The 15,795-nt window shown below is 68.5% G+C and carries 14 protein-coding genes and 3 tRNA genes; 6 read left to right on the top strand and 11 right to left on the bottom strand.

Annotated elements, in window-relative coordinates; all coding sequences use genetic code 11:
• Nucleotides 1–26: 26 nt before the first annotated feature.
• Both rph and HMPREF1868_RS07905 read right to left on the bottom strand, forming a co-directional pair.
• Nucleotides 27–770, bottom strand: a complete 744-nt coding sequence (rph, locus tag HMPREF1868_RS07910) for a ribonuclease PH (RefSeq protein WP_062531595.1) — start codon at nt 768–770, stop codon at nt 27–29.
• A 50-nt stretch (nt 771–820) separates the two neighbouring features.
• Nucleotides 821–896 (bottom strand) — tRNA-Val (locus HMPREF1868_RS07905).
• Nucleotides 897–1,036: 140 nt separating this feature from the next.
• Here HMPREF1868_RS07905 and HMPREF1868_RS07900 point away from each other — a divergent pair.
• Together HMPREF1868_RS07900 and HMPREF1868_RS07895 are read left to right on the top strand one after the other, a co-directional pair.
• Nucleotides 1,037–2,578, top strand: a complete 1,542-nt coding sequence (locus tag HMPREF1868_RS07900) for a Mur ligase family protein (protein WP_231782279.1) — start codon at nt 1,037–1,039, stop codon at nt 2,576–2,578.
• Between the two features lie 44 nt (nt 2,579–2,622).
• A complete protein-coding gene (locus HMPREF1868_RS07895) occupies nt 2,623–3,564 on the top strand; it encodes an HAD family hydrolase (protein WP_062531593.1) in 942 nt (313 codons plus the stop codon).
• Between the two features lie 164 nt (nt 3,565–3,728).
• Here HMPREF1868_RS07895 and HMPREF1868_RS07890 read toward each other — a convergent pair whose 3' ends face one another.
• The 3 genes from HMPREF1868_RS07890 to deoC form a co-directional block, all read right to left on the bottom strand.
• Nucleotides 3,729–4,550 carry an ElyC/SanA/YdcF family protein gene (locus tag HMPREF1868_RS07890; RefSeq protein WP_062531592.1) on the bottom strand — a complete coding sequence of 274 codons (822 nt, stop codon included), beginning with the start codon at nt 4,548–4,550 and terminating at the stop codon, nt 3,729–3,731.
• A 37-nt stretch (nt 4,551–4,587) separates the two neighbouring features.
• On the bottom strand, nt 4,588–5,028 hold the full coding sequence (locus HMPREF1868_RS07885) for a kinase/pyrophosphorylase (RefSeq protein WP_197414982.1): 441 nt from the start codon (nt 5,026–5,028) through the stop codon (nt 4,588–4,590).
• Between the two features lie 96 nt (nt 5,029–5,124).
• Complete coding sequence (gene deoC, locus HMPREF1868_RS07880) at nt 5,125–5,856, bottom strand: deoxyribose-phosphate aldolase (protein WP_062531590.1); 732 nt, start codon at nt 5,854–5,856, stop codon at nt 5,125–5,127.
• A 146-nt stretch (nt 5,857–6,002) separates the two neighbouring features.
• Between deoC and HMPREF1868_RS07875 the strand changes: the two genes are divergently transcribed.
• The gene (locus tag HMPREF1868_RS07875; RefSeq protein ID WP_062531589.1) at nt 6,003–6,785 is read left to right on the top strand and encodes a GntR family transcriptional regulator; all 783 of its coding nucleotides are present in this window, start codon (nt 6,003–6,005) and stop codon (nt 6,783–6,785) included.
• A gap of 141 nt (nt 6,786–6,926) precedes the next feature.
• Here the strand turns inward: HMPREF1868_RS07875 and HMPREF1868_RS07870 are convergent, their stop codons facing one another.
• A complete protein-coding gene (locus HMPREF1868_RS07870) occupies nt 6,927–8,141 on the bottom strand; it encodes an iron-containing alcohol dehydrogenase (protein WP_062531588.1) in 1,215 nt (404 codons plus the stop codon).
• Between the two features lie 403 nt (nt 8,142–8,544).
• Between HMPREF1868_RS07870 and HMPREF1868_RS07865 the strand changes: the two genes are divergently transcribed.
• The 3 genes from HMPREF1868_RS07865 (at nt 8,545) to HMPREF1868_RS07855 (ending at nt 10,700) form a co-directional block, all read left to right on the top strand.
• On the top strand, nt 8,545–9,609 hold the full coding sequence (locus tag HMPREF1868_RS07865) for a hypothetical protein (protein ID WP_062531587.1): 1,065 nt from the start codon (nt 8,545–8,547) through the stop codon (nt 9,607–9,609).
• Entirely contained in the window at nt 9,610–10,575 is a 966-nt protein-coding gene (locus tag HMPREF1868_RS07860) for a hypothetical protein (RefSeq protein ID WP_062531586.1), read from the top strand.
• 50 nt (nt 10,576–10,625) lie between these two features.
• Nucleotides 10,626–10,700, top strand: a tRNA-Glu gene (locus HMPREF1868_RS07855).
• Between the two features lie 314 nt (nt 10,701–11,014).
• Here the strand turns inward: HMPREF1868_RS07855 and HMPREF1868_RS07850 are convergent.
• The 5 genes from HMPREF1868_RS07850 to HMPREF1868_RS07830 all read right to left on the bottom strand — a co-directional run bounded on the left by HMPREF1868_RS07850 (nt 11,015) and on the right by HMPREF1868_RS07830 (nt 15,586).
• The gene (locus HMPREF1868_RS07850; RefSeq protein WP_062531585.1) at nt 11,015–12,013 is read right to left on the bottom strand and encodes a transketolase family protein; all 999 of its coding nucleotides are present in this window, start codon (nt 12,011–12,013) and stop codon (nt 11,015–11,017) included.
• Between the two features lie 13 nt (nt 12,014–12,026).
• Entirely contained in the window at nt 12,027–13,715 is a 1,689-nt protein-coding gene (locus tag HMPREF1868_RS07845; RefSeq protein ID WP_062531584.1) for a UTRA domain-containing protein, read from the bottom strand.
• A gap of 191 nt (nt 13,716–13,906) precedes the next feature.
• Nucleotides 13,907–13,991, bottom strand: a tRNA-Leu gene (locus HMPREF1868_RS07840).
• Nucleotides 13,992–14,042: 51 nt separating this feature from the next.
• Entirely contained in the window at nt 14,043–15,026 is a 984-nt protein-coding gene (locus HMPREF1868_RS07835) for a Ppx/GppA phosphatase family protein (protein ID WP_062531583.1), read from the bottom strand.
• A complete protein-coding gene (locus HMPREF1868_RS07830; RefSeq protein ID WP_197414981.1) occupies nt 15,014–15,586 on the bottom strand; it encodes a septum formation initiator family protein in 573 nt (190 codons plus the stop codon). The genes HMPREF1868_RS07835 and HMPREF1868_RS07830 overlap by 13 nt, the downstream gene beginning before the upstream one ends.
• Nucleotides 15,587–15,795: the final 209 nt, after the last annotated feature.

Here is a 15,795-nt window from a genome sequence, read left to right as displayed (position 1 = left end):
CGCAGCATCCGCCCCGGGCCCCTCCCCTATGCGCCGAAGTTCGTCACCTTGCGCTGCAGCTCGACCAAGCGGGCGATTCCCGCCTGCCCGAGGTCGAGGAGGCCGTTCAGCTGGTCGCGGTCCATGGTGGAGCGCTCGCCGGTGCCCTGCAGCTCCACGATCCCGCCGTCACCCGTGGCGACCAGGTTCATGTCCACCTGTGCGTGCGAGTCCTCGGGGTAGTCGAGGTCGAGCAGCAGCCTGCCCCCGACGAGCCCCATGCTTATTGCCGCCACCTGGCCGGTAAGGGGCAGGCGAGAGATGCGTCCCGCCTCCATGTAGGACCTCAGCGCGTCGTGCAGAGCCACCCAGGCCCCGGTCACGGATGCCGTGCGCGTGCCGCCATCCGCCTGGATGACGTCGCAGTCGCAGGTCACGGTGTACTCGCCCAACCTCCCCAGGTCGCACACCGCCCTGAGGCTGCGCCCCACCAGGCGCTCGATCTCCATCGACCGCCCCTTGCGCCCGCGATACTCGCGGCGTCCGCGCGTGTTGGTCGCCGCGGGGAGCATGGCATACTCGGCGGTCACCCAGCCCGCATGCTGGCCCTTGCGCCAGGCCGGCACGCCCTCCTCCACCGTCGCGGCGCAGAGCACGCGCGTGTCGCCAAACTCCACCAGGCAGGAGCCGTCCGCGTTCTTCATGACGTCGCGCGTGAGCGTGACGGACCTCAGCTGGTCGTCGGCACGGCCGTTCGCACGGACGAGCTCGTACGCACCGGATGCTCCCATGGTTCCTCCCCATATGACGACGGGCCCCGCGGGGCCCGTCCTGGATGCGATGGTGGGCGATGACGGATTCGAACCGCCGACCTTGTGCGTGTAAGGCACCTGCGCTAGCCGCTGCGCCAATCGCCCGTAGGGGCAAAGTGTAGCACGGAGGGGCCACGCGGCACCTGCTCGGGAGGCGCACGCCAGGCGCCATGGCCTGCGTCGCACCTCGCCCGCGGGTTCCTCCCGACCATTCGCGTCGTATACTGTCAGGCATGAACGCCACAGTGAAATCCATCGCGTCCCTGCTGCGCGACCACGGACTGCTGGCACGTGGCCCGCAGTCCGTTGACGCTGCGTCCGTCTCGCTCACCGGGGCAGACTGCGACTCCCGCTTCGCCGGGCCAGACCACCTCTTCGTCTGCAAGGGCGCCGCCTTCAAGCCGGCGTACCTTGAGCAGGCGCTCGAGGCCGGGTGTGTGGCCTACCTCTGCGATGACTCCCGCGCGGACGAGCTCGCGGCAGTCGCGCCGCACGTCTCCGCGCTTGTCGTGCGCGACGACGGCCTCCGCACGGCGATGGCCCTCTCGTCCGCTGCCTGCTGGGGCCACCCCGACAACAAGCTTGAGGTCGTGGGCATCACTGGCACCAAGGGCAAGAGCACGACGGCCTACATGCTCCGGGCGATCCTGGACGCGTGCCACGACACGCCCCAGAGCGCCATCATGGGCTCGATCGACACCTTCGACGGCATCGAGGACGCAGAGAGCGTCAACACCACTCCCGAGCCGCCCGACCTCTGGCGCCACGTTGCCAACGCGGCGCAAAGCGGGCTCCCCTACCTCACCATGGAGGTCTCGAGCCAGGCGCTGAAGTACGAGCGCGTCGTGGGGCTCGGCATCGACGTCGCCTGCTTCCTCAACATAGGCCGCGACCACATATCGCCGCGCGAGCACCCCAGCTTCGAGGACTACTTCGCGAGCAAGCTGCGCATCTTCGAGCAGGCCCGGGTGGCCGTCGTGAACCTGGGGAGCGACCACGCCGACGAGGTCCTGGCGGCGGCGGGCCGCTGCAAGCGTGTCGTGACCTTCCTCGCAGACGGGGATGCCGCCGGCTCCGACGCCGACGTATGGTGTAGGGACCCGCGCCCCTCCGACTCCGGAATTCGCCTCTTCGTCCACACCCCCAGCTGGGAGGGCGAGGTCGAGGTGGGCATGGCGGGCCTCTTCAACGCCGAGAACGCCCTCTGCGCCATCGCCGCCTGCGAGGTGCTGGGCATCGGGCAAGAGCAGGTCAAGGCTGGCCTTGCGCACGTGCGCGTCCCCGGTCGCATGGAGCTCCTGCGCACGTCGGACCCCCACATCACCGGCATCGTGGACTACGCCCACAACAAGCTTTCGTACCAGCGCTTCTTCGCCTCGGTGGCCAAGGAGTACCCCGGCCGCGAGGTCATCGCCGTCTTCGGCGCACCGGGAGGCAAGGCCTACGAGCGGCGCCGGGAGCTCCCCGAGGAGGCGGCGCGCTGGGCGGACTTCGTCGTCTACACGGAGGAGGATCCAGCGCACGACCCCGTGGAGGAGATCTGTGCCCAGATGGCCGCGGCCACACCCGAGGGCCAGGACTTCGAGGTCATCGTCAACCGTCCGCACGCCATTGGGCGTGCGGTCGAACGGGCGTTCCAGAGCCCACGCGGGGCCGTGGTATGCCTCCTCGCGAAGGGAGACGAGACCCGCCAGCACGAGGGGGACTCCTTCATTCCCTGCGAGACCGACGCGACCCTCTTCGAGCGGGCCGTCGCCGCACGCACGGCGCGGACGGGCCGCGGCTAGCTCAACCCTCCCACAAGACGAACGCAGGCCGAGAAAGGACCGCCATGCCCACTGCCCTCTCGCTCCCCACCTTCCCCGTCGACGCCAGCAAGGTCCCAGACCCCATGGCCGAGCGCCTCTCTCGCATAAAATACGTGATCAGCGACACCGACAACACCATGGTGAGCCACGGACAGGCGCTCTCGACCACGGACGGGACCCCCTCCGCCGAGCTCGCGCAGACCCTGGTCGACCTGCGACGCGCCGGCGTCCAGGTGATTCCCTGCACCGGACGCAACCGAGCCATGATCCGCGAGGACGCGCGCATCTTGGGCCTGCCAGGCTGGATTGGCGAGATGGGCGGCGTGCTCTGCCTGCACGAGGGGGCCGACGCTGAGTGGCACTACTTCACGGCGCGGATGCCCTACGATGAGGACTGCGGCAAGACCCCGCACGACCTGATCATGGAGACGGGCGTGGTGGATCGCATGCTTGCCCGCTGGTACGACTGCCTCGAGACCTACAACGACAACAACATCGGCTACCAGTACCGCGAGGTCACGGTGGCGCTTCGCGGGGCCGTGATCGAGGACGAGGCGCAGGCGATGCTGGACGAGACGGGCCTACCCCTCTACCTGGCAGACAACGGCTTCGTGACGCGCATCACGGGCAAGACCATCCTGCCTAGCTTCGAGGGCGGGCGCGTCGAGGACGTGCACACCTACCACATCACGCCACGCGGCCTGGACAAGGGCTCGGCCACGAGGCGCTACGTCGAGCTCATGGGCTGGGACCCGGCCGAGGTCCTGGCCTGCGGGGACTCCCCGGCAGACTGCGCGATGGCAGGCGAGGTGGGCACCTTCCTGCTCATGCGCAACGGCATCAACAACCCCAAGGCACAGGCGGCGCTGGCCTGTGCGGGCAACGCCTTCGTGTCGGCGCAGGACTCGACCGACGGCTTCTGCCAGGCCATGCGCACGCTCCTGGAACTCAAGCGTCAGGCATAAGTAGACGAGGGCCCCTCGCACGAATTCGATTTCGTGCGAGGGGCTTTGTAATACGCGCAGGTTCGCAATGGCCGCGCTCGCATCATTCTCGTCTCGTGCGAGAGTCACATGACGCCATGGGGTGCTTGAGCCACTCCTACGCGGTCTGCTGCCACGCGACGGCGCTACGCGAACTTGGGATTGGCGACGCGCACGCAGTCGGGAAACTCCTCGCGCAGGCGCCTGAACGCCTCCTGGACTTCGGTCGGCACGTCCACATGGACCAGGAAGTCTCTGCCACGCGGGCCGTAACCGCCCTCGTCGTCAGTCAGGCGGGGCAGCTCCCCCATAAGCAGGGTCAGGTAGCGCCGCAGCCCCCACATTCCCAGAGGCTCTTCCTCGAAGTCCAGGCAGGCGAGAGGATCGGCCGCCTCGCTCATGCGGTCCGTGCCTCGCGCCACAACACGCGTCGCATAGGTCGCATAGCTCACGGGAAGTACGTCCGGCCAGTCGTGCCGTGCGATGGCCTCCATGCGCAACTGCATGGTGGCGTCCTGCGAGAGTATCAGCGAGCGACAGGGAACGCCCCTCTCGTCCAGGAGCTCGCGCAGGTAGCCGATGTTGTTTCCGCAGTTGGTTGACCGCCGCTCGAGGAGGTCCGCCTCCAGCCCGTGCCTGGTGCGGAGGTACGCGGCGAAGACGTCCGCCTCGCAGGCGTCGTCCTCGAAGTCGAGGTCGGGGCAGAGGCCGCGCACGCGTTCACGGAAGGTCTGGGTCGTGTGACCGGCCCCACCCACGATCACGTAGGCCTTCGCGACGTCCGCGCGCATCGCCGCCGCCAGCACGTTCCCGCCTGCGAGGATGCTCCCGCCAAAGAGCGCCATCACGTCGGCCTGGGCGAAGCCATAGCGCCCCTGGAGGGCGTCCCGGGTCAGCGTGGGGACGTCACACCTTCCCAGGAACCTCGCTAGAACGTTCATGTCGTGAGCCAGCTGAACTGCGGCCATCTCTGCCACCTCGTCACTCCCCCGGCATGTCCCGGCGTTAGAGCCGTCGTGCGTCGATGCTACGGACGAGCCTACTCTCGCGCTCCACGACGAGGCCGGGCACGTCCATCGGAGCCTCGCCCAGAAGCCGTTCCAGCATGCTCAGGGAAGGGCCCAGGAGGTCGACCGTCGCCATGCCGCGCTCCTCCGCCTCCTGGCGGAGCTCCTCGCGCAGTCCCTCGTCGAGTATGGTGTGGCAGAGCACCGTCGCACTGCCGTCTGGAACGTAGCGATCCAGGTAACGGCGGACCTCCTCCATGCCCTCGACATGCGTTAGGCGAGAGACGACGACGCTCTCGCGCCTGAACTGGATCGCGGCGGCCCTCACGAGCGCAAGCCCCGTCTCGCCCAGCGCGTCAGAGAGCACGTGCACGACCAATGGTCCCCCTGTCCTTGCGCTGCCATCCCCAAGCTCATCGAACTCGACTTCGCGGCACATGGCCTCTCCCCTCATGGAGCCGGACGACCTACGGGCTACATACGCCTTTCCACCTCGGTGGCGCCAAGACCCGCCCGACGCCACCGCAGCTGGATCCTACCCCAGCTTCCTCGCCTCATCGGCGCTCATGCCCAGCACCACCGGCGTCGAGCGGTAGCCCACGCCCATGCGGTCGATCCCCATGTCGATGAGCTCGAGGAAGTGCTCGCGGGTGCGGATGGCGCCGGAGCCCTTGACCTTGATCCTGCCCTCGCCCGCCTCGATCATCGCCGCGACGACCTCGTTGGTCGCGCCGCGCTGCTCGCCCCCCGTGTAGAAGCCGGTCGAGCTCTTGATGAAGTCGGCGCCCGCGGCCACGGCGCAGCGCGTGCCAGCCTTTACCTGGTCGATGGTGAGGGAGTCGGTCTCGACGATGACCTTCACGTTGGTGCCGTAGCTGTGGCAGACGTCGACGACTGCCTTTATGTCCGCGGTCACGTAGTCGAGGTCCCCGGAGCGCAGGCGACCGTAGTTCGCCACGATGTCCAGGTCCTCGATCTCGTAGTTCTTGCAGTACTCCTCGGCCTGGAGCGCCTTGGACGCCGTGGTGGAGAGACCGAACGGGAAGTCGCACACGACGCAGATGCCCGTCTTGGTGCCCCTGACCATGGGGGCGACGATGTCCAGAGAGGCGGGGTTGACGCAGATGGTCTTGCAGCCGAAGTCGATGCCCTCCTGGCTGTACTTCTTGATGTCCTCCACGGTGAACTCGGGCTTGAGCACGGACTGGTCGATGTAGCTCGCGAGCTCGCGCTCGCTCATCTCCGCCGCCTTCTTGCTGGGGTTCATGGCATGTCCTCTCTCTTGTCTCTTTGTACGGCACCTACCGTACTTTTGCTGACGGGAATGTACCACCCCGGCCTGGGGATGTAGGATATGTCTCGTTATTTGTTCGTATGTACCGTACATATATTCAAATCATGGGAGAGGAGCTCGTGGACAACCTCGCCGCCATCGCATCCAGCCCCCTGGACGACAGCTCGCAGCTGCCCCTCTACCAGCAGCTCAAGCAACGCATGCTGCAGCTCATGGCCAGCGGCTCCCTCGACGAGACGACACCGCTGCCCACCGAGATGCAGCTCTGCCAGGCTTTCGGCCTCTCTCGCGCGACGGTGCGTCGCTGCTTCAAGGACCTTGTGGACGAGGGCCGTGTCGTGCGCAGGAGGGGCCACGGAACCTTTGTGAGGCCAGAGACGACACGCGGTGAGAGCAGCGTCCCCCTCAACTTCTCGTCCGAGATGGAGTCTGCGGGGCTCCTGCCCGCGTCGCGGCTCCTGGGCCTGAGACGACGCGAGGCCTCGGGCGGCATATCCCGCAGGCTCGGCGTTGCCGAGGGCACGCCCGTGTGGGAGATCAGACGCCTGCGCCTGGGCAACGACCTCCCCCTGCAGCTCGCCATCGCCTACGTCCCCTGCGAGCTCTGCCCGAACCTCAGCGAGGAGGACCTCTCGACCTCCCTCTATGCGCTCATCTCTCAGGGCTCGGGGGCCCTGCCCGCCCGAGCGGAGGAGAGCTACGAGGCGGTCTGCCTCGACGCACGCGAGGCGAAGGCCCTGGGTGTCAGGGCGGGCAGCGCGGCGCTCAGGGTGCTCAGGACCTCCTTCGACACCACGGGACGCGCGTTCGAGGCCTCAGTGCTCATCGAGCCCGGCGACCGCAGCCGCCTCGTCGTGAGCCTCAGCACCGAGGGCACCGAGCTCCGTCGCGTCTGGGGCTGACGCCCGGCCAAGGTGGCACGCCACTCTCGCCCGCATGATTGCGCGCGTCATGACGGCACGCACTGCGGTGCCCCCCGCCAGAAAGAAGGGTCCCGCCGGAAGACCGACGGGACCCAAATGCTCGACTCTGTGGAACGGGAACTAGAACTCCACGGGCAGGTCGTAGTAGACGCACTTGAGGAGCTGCTCCATGTCCTCCTGGGACGGCTGGCGGGGGTTGGCGCCGGTGCAGGCGTCAGCGATCGCGTTGGCCGCGACGGTCGGGAGCTTCTCGAGGAACTCCTTCTCGTCGATGATGGAGGTCTCGGACTTCACGCCGCCCTCGCCGTAGTTCTTGATGGCCTGGGGGATGTCCAGCTTGTCGTTGAGGTCACGGATGTACTGGACCAGGGCAGCGACGAGCTCCTCGTTGGTCTCGCCCTCGAGGTGCAGGATCTCCTTGGCAACGAAGGCGTAGCGCTCGGCGGCGCGCTCGTCCTTGGCGTTGTACTGGATGACCTTGCCCAGGTACATGGCGTTGGCGCAGCCGTGGATGATGTGGCCGCCGCTGAAGGCGGCACCGGTCTTGTGGGCCATGGAGTGCACGATGCCTAGCAGGCCCGACGAGAAGGCGATGCCGGCGATGCACTGCGCGTCGTGCATGTGCTGGCGCGCCACCTTGTCGCCCGTGTAGGAGACGGGCAGCCACGTGGTGATCTCGCGGATGCCGTGGAGGGCGGGGCCGTCGGTGAAGGTGGAGGCGACGGTCGAGACGTAGGCCTCCATGCAGTGGGTCAGGGCGTCCATGCCGGTGTGCGAGCAGAGCTTCGCGGGCATGGTGTAGGTGAGCTCGGGGTCGACGATGGCAACGTCAGGCGTGATCTCGAAGTCGGCGAGGGGGTACTTGATGCCCTTCTGGTAGTCCGTGATAATCGAGAACGCGGTGACCTCGGTCGCGGTGCCGGAGGTGGAGCTGATGGCGCAGAAGTGGGCCTTCTTGCGCAGCTCGGGCAGGCCGAAGACCTTGCACATGTCCTCGAAGGTGCACTCGGGGTACTCGTACTTGATCCACATGGCCTTGGCTGCGTCGATGGGGCTGCCGCCGCCGATGGCGATGATCCAGTCGGGGCCGAACTCGGTCATGGCCGCCGCGCCCTTCATGACGGTCTCGACGGAGGGGTCGGACTCGACGCCCTCGAAGAAGGCAACCTCGAAGCCGGCCTCCTTGAGGTCCGCCTCGACGTCCTGCAGGAAGCCGCCGCGACGCATGGAGCTGCCGCCCGAGACGATGATGGCCTTGGAGCCCTTGAGGTTCTTCACCTCGTGGCGGGCTCCCTCGCCGAAGTACAGATCACGCGGATTGGTGAAACGTCCCATAAACTCTCCTCCTTCAACTGGCCCCGCCCCCGCGGGGCCGCGATGGTTAGAGAGGCCCTGTGCCACGCGGCGCGCAGACTGTCGCACGCGAACTGGCTCAGCCCCATATCCTCCTGAGGATACCTGCATGAAATAAAATTGGATATACGAAACCACTTGTCTACTTTTAAGGCCCGATTGCTGAATATTTTACCTACATGTATTGACAAAATTGAATGACCAGTATTTACTGTACATTTATATTCATGCCTGGGCGAGAGAGAGGCCCGGCCACCTTCCCCCATAACAGCCCAAACAGGCCACGCTCGCCGCAGCCGTCACGCGCGCCGCGGGACGCGCTCCGCTACGATTGTCGCACCAGCTCCCGGGCTCGGACCCGGGAGAAGAGGCAAGGGAGGCACGCTTGGCATACGAGCCAAACAGGGAGGACTACCAGCGTCTGAGCCTGCAGTTCATGCGCAGCGCCGACCGCATGGGCCCGCTTGCCGCGGCGAGGGCCTTCGCCGGATTCGGCCGCCGCTTCTCGCAGGACCGCGACTCGCTCCCGCAGGACGACGCAGACCGCGCCTTCGGCCTCGTCGCGCGCGCCACCACGGTCATAGACTACGAGCTTCCCTTCTCGGACGACGACAAGGCCCTCGAGCTCATCAAGAAAGGCCACGAGCTCCTGGACGAGGCTCTTCTCCTCGACGAGCACTGCTTCGACGCCCTGCGCATGCAGCAGGCGTCACAGATCGCCTCCTTCGACGGCTACTATGACTTCCTCAGGACCGAGGGCGACGACGTGCGCGCATGGTGCCTGCGCCAGCACGAGCACGCGCTCAAGCGCGAGGGCGGGGAGCGCGGCAGGATCGCCGCCAACCTGGCCCTGCGGCCCTTCATCCGCTGGCGCGCCATGCAGGCGAGCAAGGCAGTCATCTGCGGCCGCAACAAGGACGCCATCGACATCGCCCGCGAGCTCATGCGAATCGATCCCGACGACGAGGCGGACGTGAGGTACACCGCGCTCATCGCCCTTGCGAAGGTCGAGGACGAGCAGGGGCTCGAGGAGCTCTGTCGAAAGGGCGCCCAGATCGAGGCGCGGCGCGGCATGCCCGCGACGCAGGACGCCTGGACGCAGCTCGCGCGCATCGCCCTTGCCTACAAGAGCCACGACCTGGTCGGCGCGCGCGACGCCATCACGAGGCTCGCCGAGACCCATCCCAACGCCCTCTCGGCCCTGGCCATACAGCGCGAGCTCCCAGATGGGGTCTTCTCTCGCCTGGTCACGCAGCCTAGGAGCGAGGACGAACTCATCCTGGCCATATCCGAGGGCACCGTCCTCTTGCAGGAGGGTCGCGACAAGGAAGGGCGCGGTGCCCTGGGCGCGTGGCTGCGCGAGGAATGCCTGGGGCGCCTGGGCCACGACGAGCGCGCCCACGTGTTTGCCGACGAGGTCGAGTGGGGCGTCGGCAGGGAGGCGGAGTAGGTGGACGCGCACGAGGAGCTTGTGCTCAGGCTCGCCCAGAAGCGCAGCATCGCGTTGGGGCTCTCGTCCAGCGGGTACGCGGAGCTCCTCCTCGCCGTGCGCGAGGACCCCAGCTCCTTCATGGACGACAAGGGCGACGAGGCCCTGCTGCTGGTGCAGAAGGCCCTGGAGCGCTACGACGCGTCGCTCCAGGACGACGACCTCCTGGACGATGACGCCTACCTGCAGACGCGGCAGCGGCGCATGGCGCGCATGCGCCAGGACTGCGCGGCCGCGCTTGCGGTCGACCCACAGTGCACGGATGCCCGGCTCCTGGACGCCATCGCGCGGGACCTGGACGTCGACCCCTACCTCGAGCTGCTGCTGGACATACTCGACGACTCGCCCGAGCCGTCCTGGTCCGACGGGGGCGCTGCGGACGCCTGGGACGACGTGTTTGCCCGCCCCCGCCTGCGCGTGCGCGCGGCGATCGTGAGGGCGCTCTTCGACTCCGCCCGCTACCGCAAGGCGGACGAGTGGGCGCAGGGACTGCTACGCGACGCGCCATCGGACTTCCTCGGCGCGCGCCACACCAGCGCGCTCGCCCTGGCGCGCCTGGAGGACGAGGAGGGCTTCGAGGCGCTCGACGCCAGGCTCGGTCGCAGGGGGGACTCCTGGTCGGCCCTCAGCAGGGTGATCCTCCTCTACAAGCTGGGACGCCTCGGTGCCGCGCGGCGCGCGCTCCTGGGCTACAGCCGCCTGAGCGAGGGGGCGGCCTATGCGCTGCTCCGCCCCGTGCTCAAGGAGACCTACATGCCCGACCGGCCCTGCGCGCAGCCCTACAGCTACGAGGAGGCGTCGCTGGCCGTCCACGAGGCCGACCCCGTCATCGTGGACGTGCCCGACCTGCCCGCCTGGGCGGAGGCCATTCCCGAGATCGAGGGCGCGGCGCGCGACTATGCGCGGAAGACCGGCTACGACTGGTAGACGGGGACGCGGAGGGGACGCGCCTGCGACTTTGCTATACTTTGGCCCGCGTCCCCATCGTCTAGCGGTCAGGACATCGCCCTTTCAAGGCGACGACACGAGTTCGAGTCTCGTTGGGGGCACCATCGCAAGCGAAGCGAGCCCGCCTGGCAGCTGCCGGCGGGCTCGACTTTTTGCGCCTCTGGTCACATTCCGGTTGCGGGAGGCTGGCGGCGATGCAGTGCGCCTCGAGGCTGCGTCAGCGTCCATCCAGGCAAACTAGTGTACACAAACTTGGTGCATTATGAAAAAAATCCCAGGTAACTAGTTGCAATATTTTTGCATTTCCCAGTTTGTGCACACTAATCGCACCGTCAGTCCCTCTCATCCGATGCCAACGGACGAGCCGCCGGCACCCTACAGCCCAACCAGCCGCGGGCGCACCGCCAGGCCACCACCGCTACAGCGACGCCAGGCGCCCGAGCACGGACGCCGCCACACCCTCGACGTCCAGGCCGCAAAGCGAGAGGACCCTCTCCCTCGTGTCGGCGGCCTGGTATGCGTCCGGCATGCCCAGCCTGAGCAGGGGCACGCCCAGGCCACGCTCGGCGAGGAGCTCCGAGACGGCTCCGCCCAGACCCCCCACCACGCTGTGCTCCTCAAGCGTCACCACCAGGCGCGCGCCGGCGACCTGCCGCAGCAGCGACTCCCCAGGGAGCGGCTTCACCATCAGCAGGTCGAGCACGCGCGCCTCGACGCCCCGTGCCGCCAAGGCCTCCGCGGCCCTCACCGCCGTCGCCGCGATGGTCCCGCTCGCAACCATCACGACGTCGGGGCTCTCCGCCCCACGCAGCGCGTCCAGTCCCTCGAGAGAGTCCACGCCGTCGGGATGCAGATTGGCCAGGGGCTCGCTCATGCGCACGTAGGCCGGACGCGGGTTGGCGGCAAGCCAGCGCAGCACCGCCGCGAACTCGGCGTTGTCCGCCGGACTCGCAGCCACCATGCCGGGGATGCACCGCACGCAGGCGACGTCCTCCAGGGCCATGTGGCTCGCCCCCAGGATCGCCGAGTCGCAGCCGCAGCTTACGCCCACCAGCATCACCGGCGAGCGCATGATGCCCAGGTTCACGCGGATCTGGTCCAGGACGCGCGCCGTGATGAAGGTCGCATACGAAGGCGCGAAGGTGCAGAACCCCTCGTTGGCCAGGGCGGCCGCGACCTCGATCTGGTTCTGCTCGGCGATGCCGCACTGCACGAAGGCCTCGGGGCAGAGCTCGCGGAGGCCGCCCAGGTTGAGCCGGCGCCCGTAGTCGGACACCACGACGGATAGCTCGTCGCCGCCACGGGCGAGCCCCTCCATCACCTCGCCGAAGACCGCCTTGTGAGACATGCCGGCGAAGCGCGCCGCCTCCTCGGGCGAGACGAGGCCAATGCCTTCGCCCGCGCCCCCAACCGGCATGCCAGCGCCTCTCTCACTCATCGCAGATCTCCCTCTCGCGGGCGTCCAGCTCCTCCATGGCACGCACGTACAGCTCGTCGTCCAGGGCGCAGTCGTGCCACTCCACCCTCATCTCGGCGAAGGAGAGGCCCTTGCCCTTCACCGTGCGCGCCACCACGACGCGAGGCCGGGCCGAGCGTGCCCTCAGGGCTGCCCGCAGCGCCATGACGTCATGGCCGTCCACCTCGCAGACCTCGAAGCCGAAGGAGGCGAACTTGCGCTGGATGGGACCGTTGTCCAGGATGTCCGAGGTCGAGCCGTCCAGCTGCATCCCGTTCGCGTCCACGACCACCGTCAGGTTGTCCAGGCGCCTGAACGCGGCGAAGCCGGCGGACTCCCATATGGAGCCCTCATCGCACTCTCCGTCGCCCACCACGCAGAACACGCGCGAGTCGAGCCCGCGCCTCCTGATCGCCAGGGCGAGGCCGGCCGCGTAGCCCAGCCCCATGCCCAGGCTGCCGCCCGAGGTCTCGATCCCCCGGGAGGGGTCGCGGTGGGGGTGCTTGAACAGGACGGCGTCGGGGCCGAAGAGCCCGCGGTCCAGGTCGTCCTGGCTGATGAGGCCCGCCGCGAGCATGGCGGGATAGAGCGCCACCGAGCAGTGCGCCTTCGAGACGACCAGGCGGTCGCGCCGCTCCCAGGGGGTCCCGTCGCGCCCCGTCCGCATCACGTCGCCCAGAAGGACTGCCACGAGCTCGGCCATGGAGAGGGCACCGCCTATGTGGAAGGGCGTGTCGGGGTAGCGATGGGCGATCCGCGCCACGCCACGACGCACGTCGAGCGCGCCCAGCTCGAGCCTGCGGCGCAGCGCCCGCCCGTCGGAGGCGTCCGCGGGCGGCATGCCGCCCAGGAGCACCGCGCCGTCGTCCTGGAACGATATGCCCGCCACGGACTGCCCCGGCCCCAGCCAGGTGAGGCTCCACTCGATGGGCGTGCCATCCTCGAGCTGGATGTTCTGCTCCAGGACCAGAATGGGCTCGCCGTCGTCGCAGCCCAGGTAGCCGGCATGCTCCTCGTCCACCGGGCATGACAGGTAGCGCACGCTGGACCTGAGGATCTTGCGCCCCGAGCAGCGCTCGACAGCGTCAAAGAGCGACTCGCGCGAGAAGTCCGAGGCCTCGAGGCCCGGACAGGCGCAGAGGTTGGACCAGCTCTCCTGACAGAGTAGCGGCGAGCCGGCCGACGAGCGTACGCGGCGCATGAAGAGCGCGGGGGCGGAGGGGGCGATTCCCAGCTCGCCGGCCACGCTGCGAGGAGCCTCGACGACCTCCTTGGCCAGCACGTCGGTGACGTAGGCCACGCCACGCTCGTGCAGGAGGGTGGCAAACGAGAGGGGCCTCAGCACGCTGGGCCTGGCAAGCCCTCCCTCGGTGACGAAGGTGCCGCTCCCCTTGCGACTGACGAGCAGCCCCTCCTCCACCAGCGTGCGGATGGCACGCCTCACCGTGCCGCGACTGAGGCCGTAGCGGGCCATGAGCTCGGACTCCGAGGGGATGGCGTCGCCCTGCCGCCACTCCTTCGTGGCGATGGCCTGGCGCAGCGCCGAGGCGAGCTGGACGTGCAGGGGGCCCTCGGAGGCAAGCGCTGGTTGGGTCAGATTGCAGCTGGCGTCTGCCGCAAGGGGGTCAGGAAGCGTCGGAAACCCAAAGCGCTGCTCTCTCACGGGATCCCTCTTTCGCTTTGGTCCATGACATGGATAGGTCGTATACAGGACAACTACTGTACAGGCAAATCGTGTACAGGATAGTCCATCCAAGCCAAGCCCATGAAAAAAGGGAGAGTGCCGGGGAGAGGGGCCTCGCGCAAGGCGGCAAGACGCCCGTTCGCGGAATCCGGCCACCGGCGGCGGCTGGCTGGTAGGGGCGGTGGGGTTCGAACCCACAATCCTTTCGGCGAGGGATTTTAAGTCCCCTGCGTATGCCAATTCCGCCACGCCCCCAAGGTCCAGCGGACGCGGACAGCTCGATGCGGCCCACGCGACAAGGGCATCTTAGCGCAGCGGGGCGAGGCGCGGGTGCCAGCCCAGGGGCGATTCCGCGCCGGTGCGTGTCGCCTCGGCGCATATGGCAAGGCCGAAGAGAAGGTCGCTCTCGCTCACCGTGAGGCGGTCGAAGCCCGCGACGCCCATGAGCTCCACCACGGCCAGGGCCCCGCCCAGGATCACGCCGGAGCGCTTGGGCTGAAGCCCCGGAAGCTCGGCCCTCTCGCCCAGCGAGAGTCCCGCGATGCGCACGGCGAGCGACTCCACGTCATCGCGGCCAAGCTCGCTCAGATGCACGCGCAGGGGGTCGTAGGGCACGGGGGCGTCGCGCACGGCGACGAGGCTCGTCACGGTGCCACCCGTGACCACCAGGCGACTGGCACGGTCGCGCAGGCCCTCACCTTCGAACGCCGTCTCGAGGGGTCCGCGGCAGAACGCGCGGGCGGCAGCGACCTGGTCGTCGGACGCCGGGCCGTCCCCTGGCAGGAAGCGCTCGGTCACGCGGCGGCACCCCACGTCCACCGAGGTCACGGCCTCGAGGCGCAGGCCCCTCTCACCCAGGCTGCCCACGGCGAGCTCGGTGGAGCCGCCGCCGTTGTCCGCCACCAGAATCCGCTCGTCGGGGAAGTCCTGCGCAACGCCCAGGAAGGTAAGCGAGCCCTCGACGCGGCCGGCGATGACCTCGGGCAGGAGGCCACGCGCGACGAGGTCGCCCTCGAGCTCGGCCGAGTTGGAGGCGTCCCGCGCGGCAGAGGTGAGCGTGCAGCAGACGACCCGCGCCGCGGCCTGTCGGGCGTTGGCGAGGTAGCGGTCCACGCAGTCGAGGACGCGCGCCCTGGCGGCATCGCCGATCCTGCCGGTTGCAGAGAGGCCCTCGCCCAGGTTGCATATGGTCGAGGTCTTGGCCATGCGCCTCACGCGGCCTCCCTCGACGTCGCACACAGCGAGGCGCGCGGTCACCGTGCCGACATCGATGCAGGCTACTCGTCCCATACTGCCTCCGGGTCGTAGCCAAAGACGAAGTCGAGGGCCTTCGTGGGCCACGCACGCGTGTCCTGGTACTCGACCGGGGCGGAGGGGTCGGCCTTCCCCTGGCTGTCCAAGCCCTCGACGGTCACACTGGTCTCGCCCTCCTGGACGTACCCGCGCTTGCGCGCCTCGTCCTCGATGCCCTCCTTGGACGTCAGGCTCTTGAGGTCGCCCTGGAGCGAGTCGTTCTTCTCGCTCAGCTCGTCGTACCTCCTCTGCAAATCCTCGCCGCTGCGACGCGCGGCGTAATAGCCCTTGACGGGACCATAGAGCGAGGCTGCCACGACGACCAGGACGACCAGGACGACGAGGGCCACCTTGTGCCCCAGCAGGCGAGTACCCAAGCTGCGGGCGGAGTCTGCGACGTCCGAGGGGTCCAACCCCCTGAGGGAGGACAGCCTGCGGGCGGCAGACGCGGCCAGCCCGCCCAGGCCTCCTCCCGCCTCGCGCCCCGTGGCACTCGCGTCCGGGCGGGAGGCGGGGAAGGATGCGGCCCGGGCGTCCTGCCCGGGATTGCGAGCCATGCGGCCGCGCGCGTCATCGGCGGCGGGCGAGGAGGGCCTTCCCCGGCGCGCGCCCGTCGGGACGATCTTCCGTCCCCGTCCGTCGCCACGTCCGGCGTCATGGCCCGACGTGCGCCCAACGTCCCGCGAGAGGGGCCTGGGGTCGCGCGCATGGCCGCGCCTGCGCCCGGCCCTCGCAGCCTCGACGGCTGCCGAGCCGGTGCCTGCGC

This window comes from Olsenella sp. DNF00959 (genome assembly GCF_001553055.1).
GTDB lineage: Bacteria > Actinomycetota > Coriobacteriia > Coriobacteriales > Atopobiaceae > Olsenella_I > Olsenella_I phocaeensis.
This window is presented reverse-complemented; position numbering and strand designations above follow the sequence as displayed.

Bases quoted from the DNA above. Each gene is read 5' to 3' on its own strand.
- HMPREF1868_RS07870 (WP_062531588.1), bottom strand. From the start codon at position 8,141: ATGGGACGTTTCACCAATCCGCGTGATCTGTACTTCGGCGAGGGAGCC.
- rph (WP_062531595.1), bottom strand. From the start codon at position 770: ATGGGAGCATCCGGTGCGTACGAGCTCGTCCGTGCGAACGGCCGTGCC.
- HMPREF1868_RS07890 (WP_062531592.1), bottom strand. From the start codon at position 4,550: ATGGCCGCAGTTCAGCTGGCTCACGACATGAACGTTCTAGCGAGGTTC.
- HMPREF1868_RS07835 (WP_062531583.1), bottom strand. From the start codon at position 15,026: ATGGGACGAGTAGCCTGCATCGATGTCGGCACGGTGACCGCGCGCCTC.
- HMPREF1868_RS07850 (WP_062531585.1), bottom strand. From the start codon at position 12,013: ATGCCGGTTGGGGGCGCGGGCGAAGGCATTGGCCTCGTCTCGCCCGAG.
- HMPREF1868_RS07830 (WP_197414981.1), bottom strand. From the start codon at position 15,586: ATGGCTCGCAATCCCGGGCAGGACGCCCGGGCCGCATCCTTCCCCGCC.
- HMPREF1868_RS07885 (WP_197414982.1), bottom strand. From the start codon at position 5,028: ATGTGCCGCGAAGTCGAGTTCGATGAGCTTGGGGATGGCAGCGCAAGG.
- deoC (WP_062531590.1), bottom strand. From the start codon at position 5,856: ATGAACCCCAGCAAGAAGGCGGCGGAGATGAGCGAGCGCGAGCTCGCG.
- HMPREF1868_RS07895 (WP_062531593.1), top strand. From the start codon at position 2,623: ATGCCCACTGCCCTCTCGCTCCCCACCTTCCCCGTCGACGCCAGCAAG.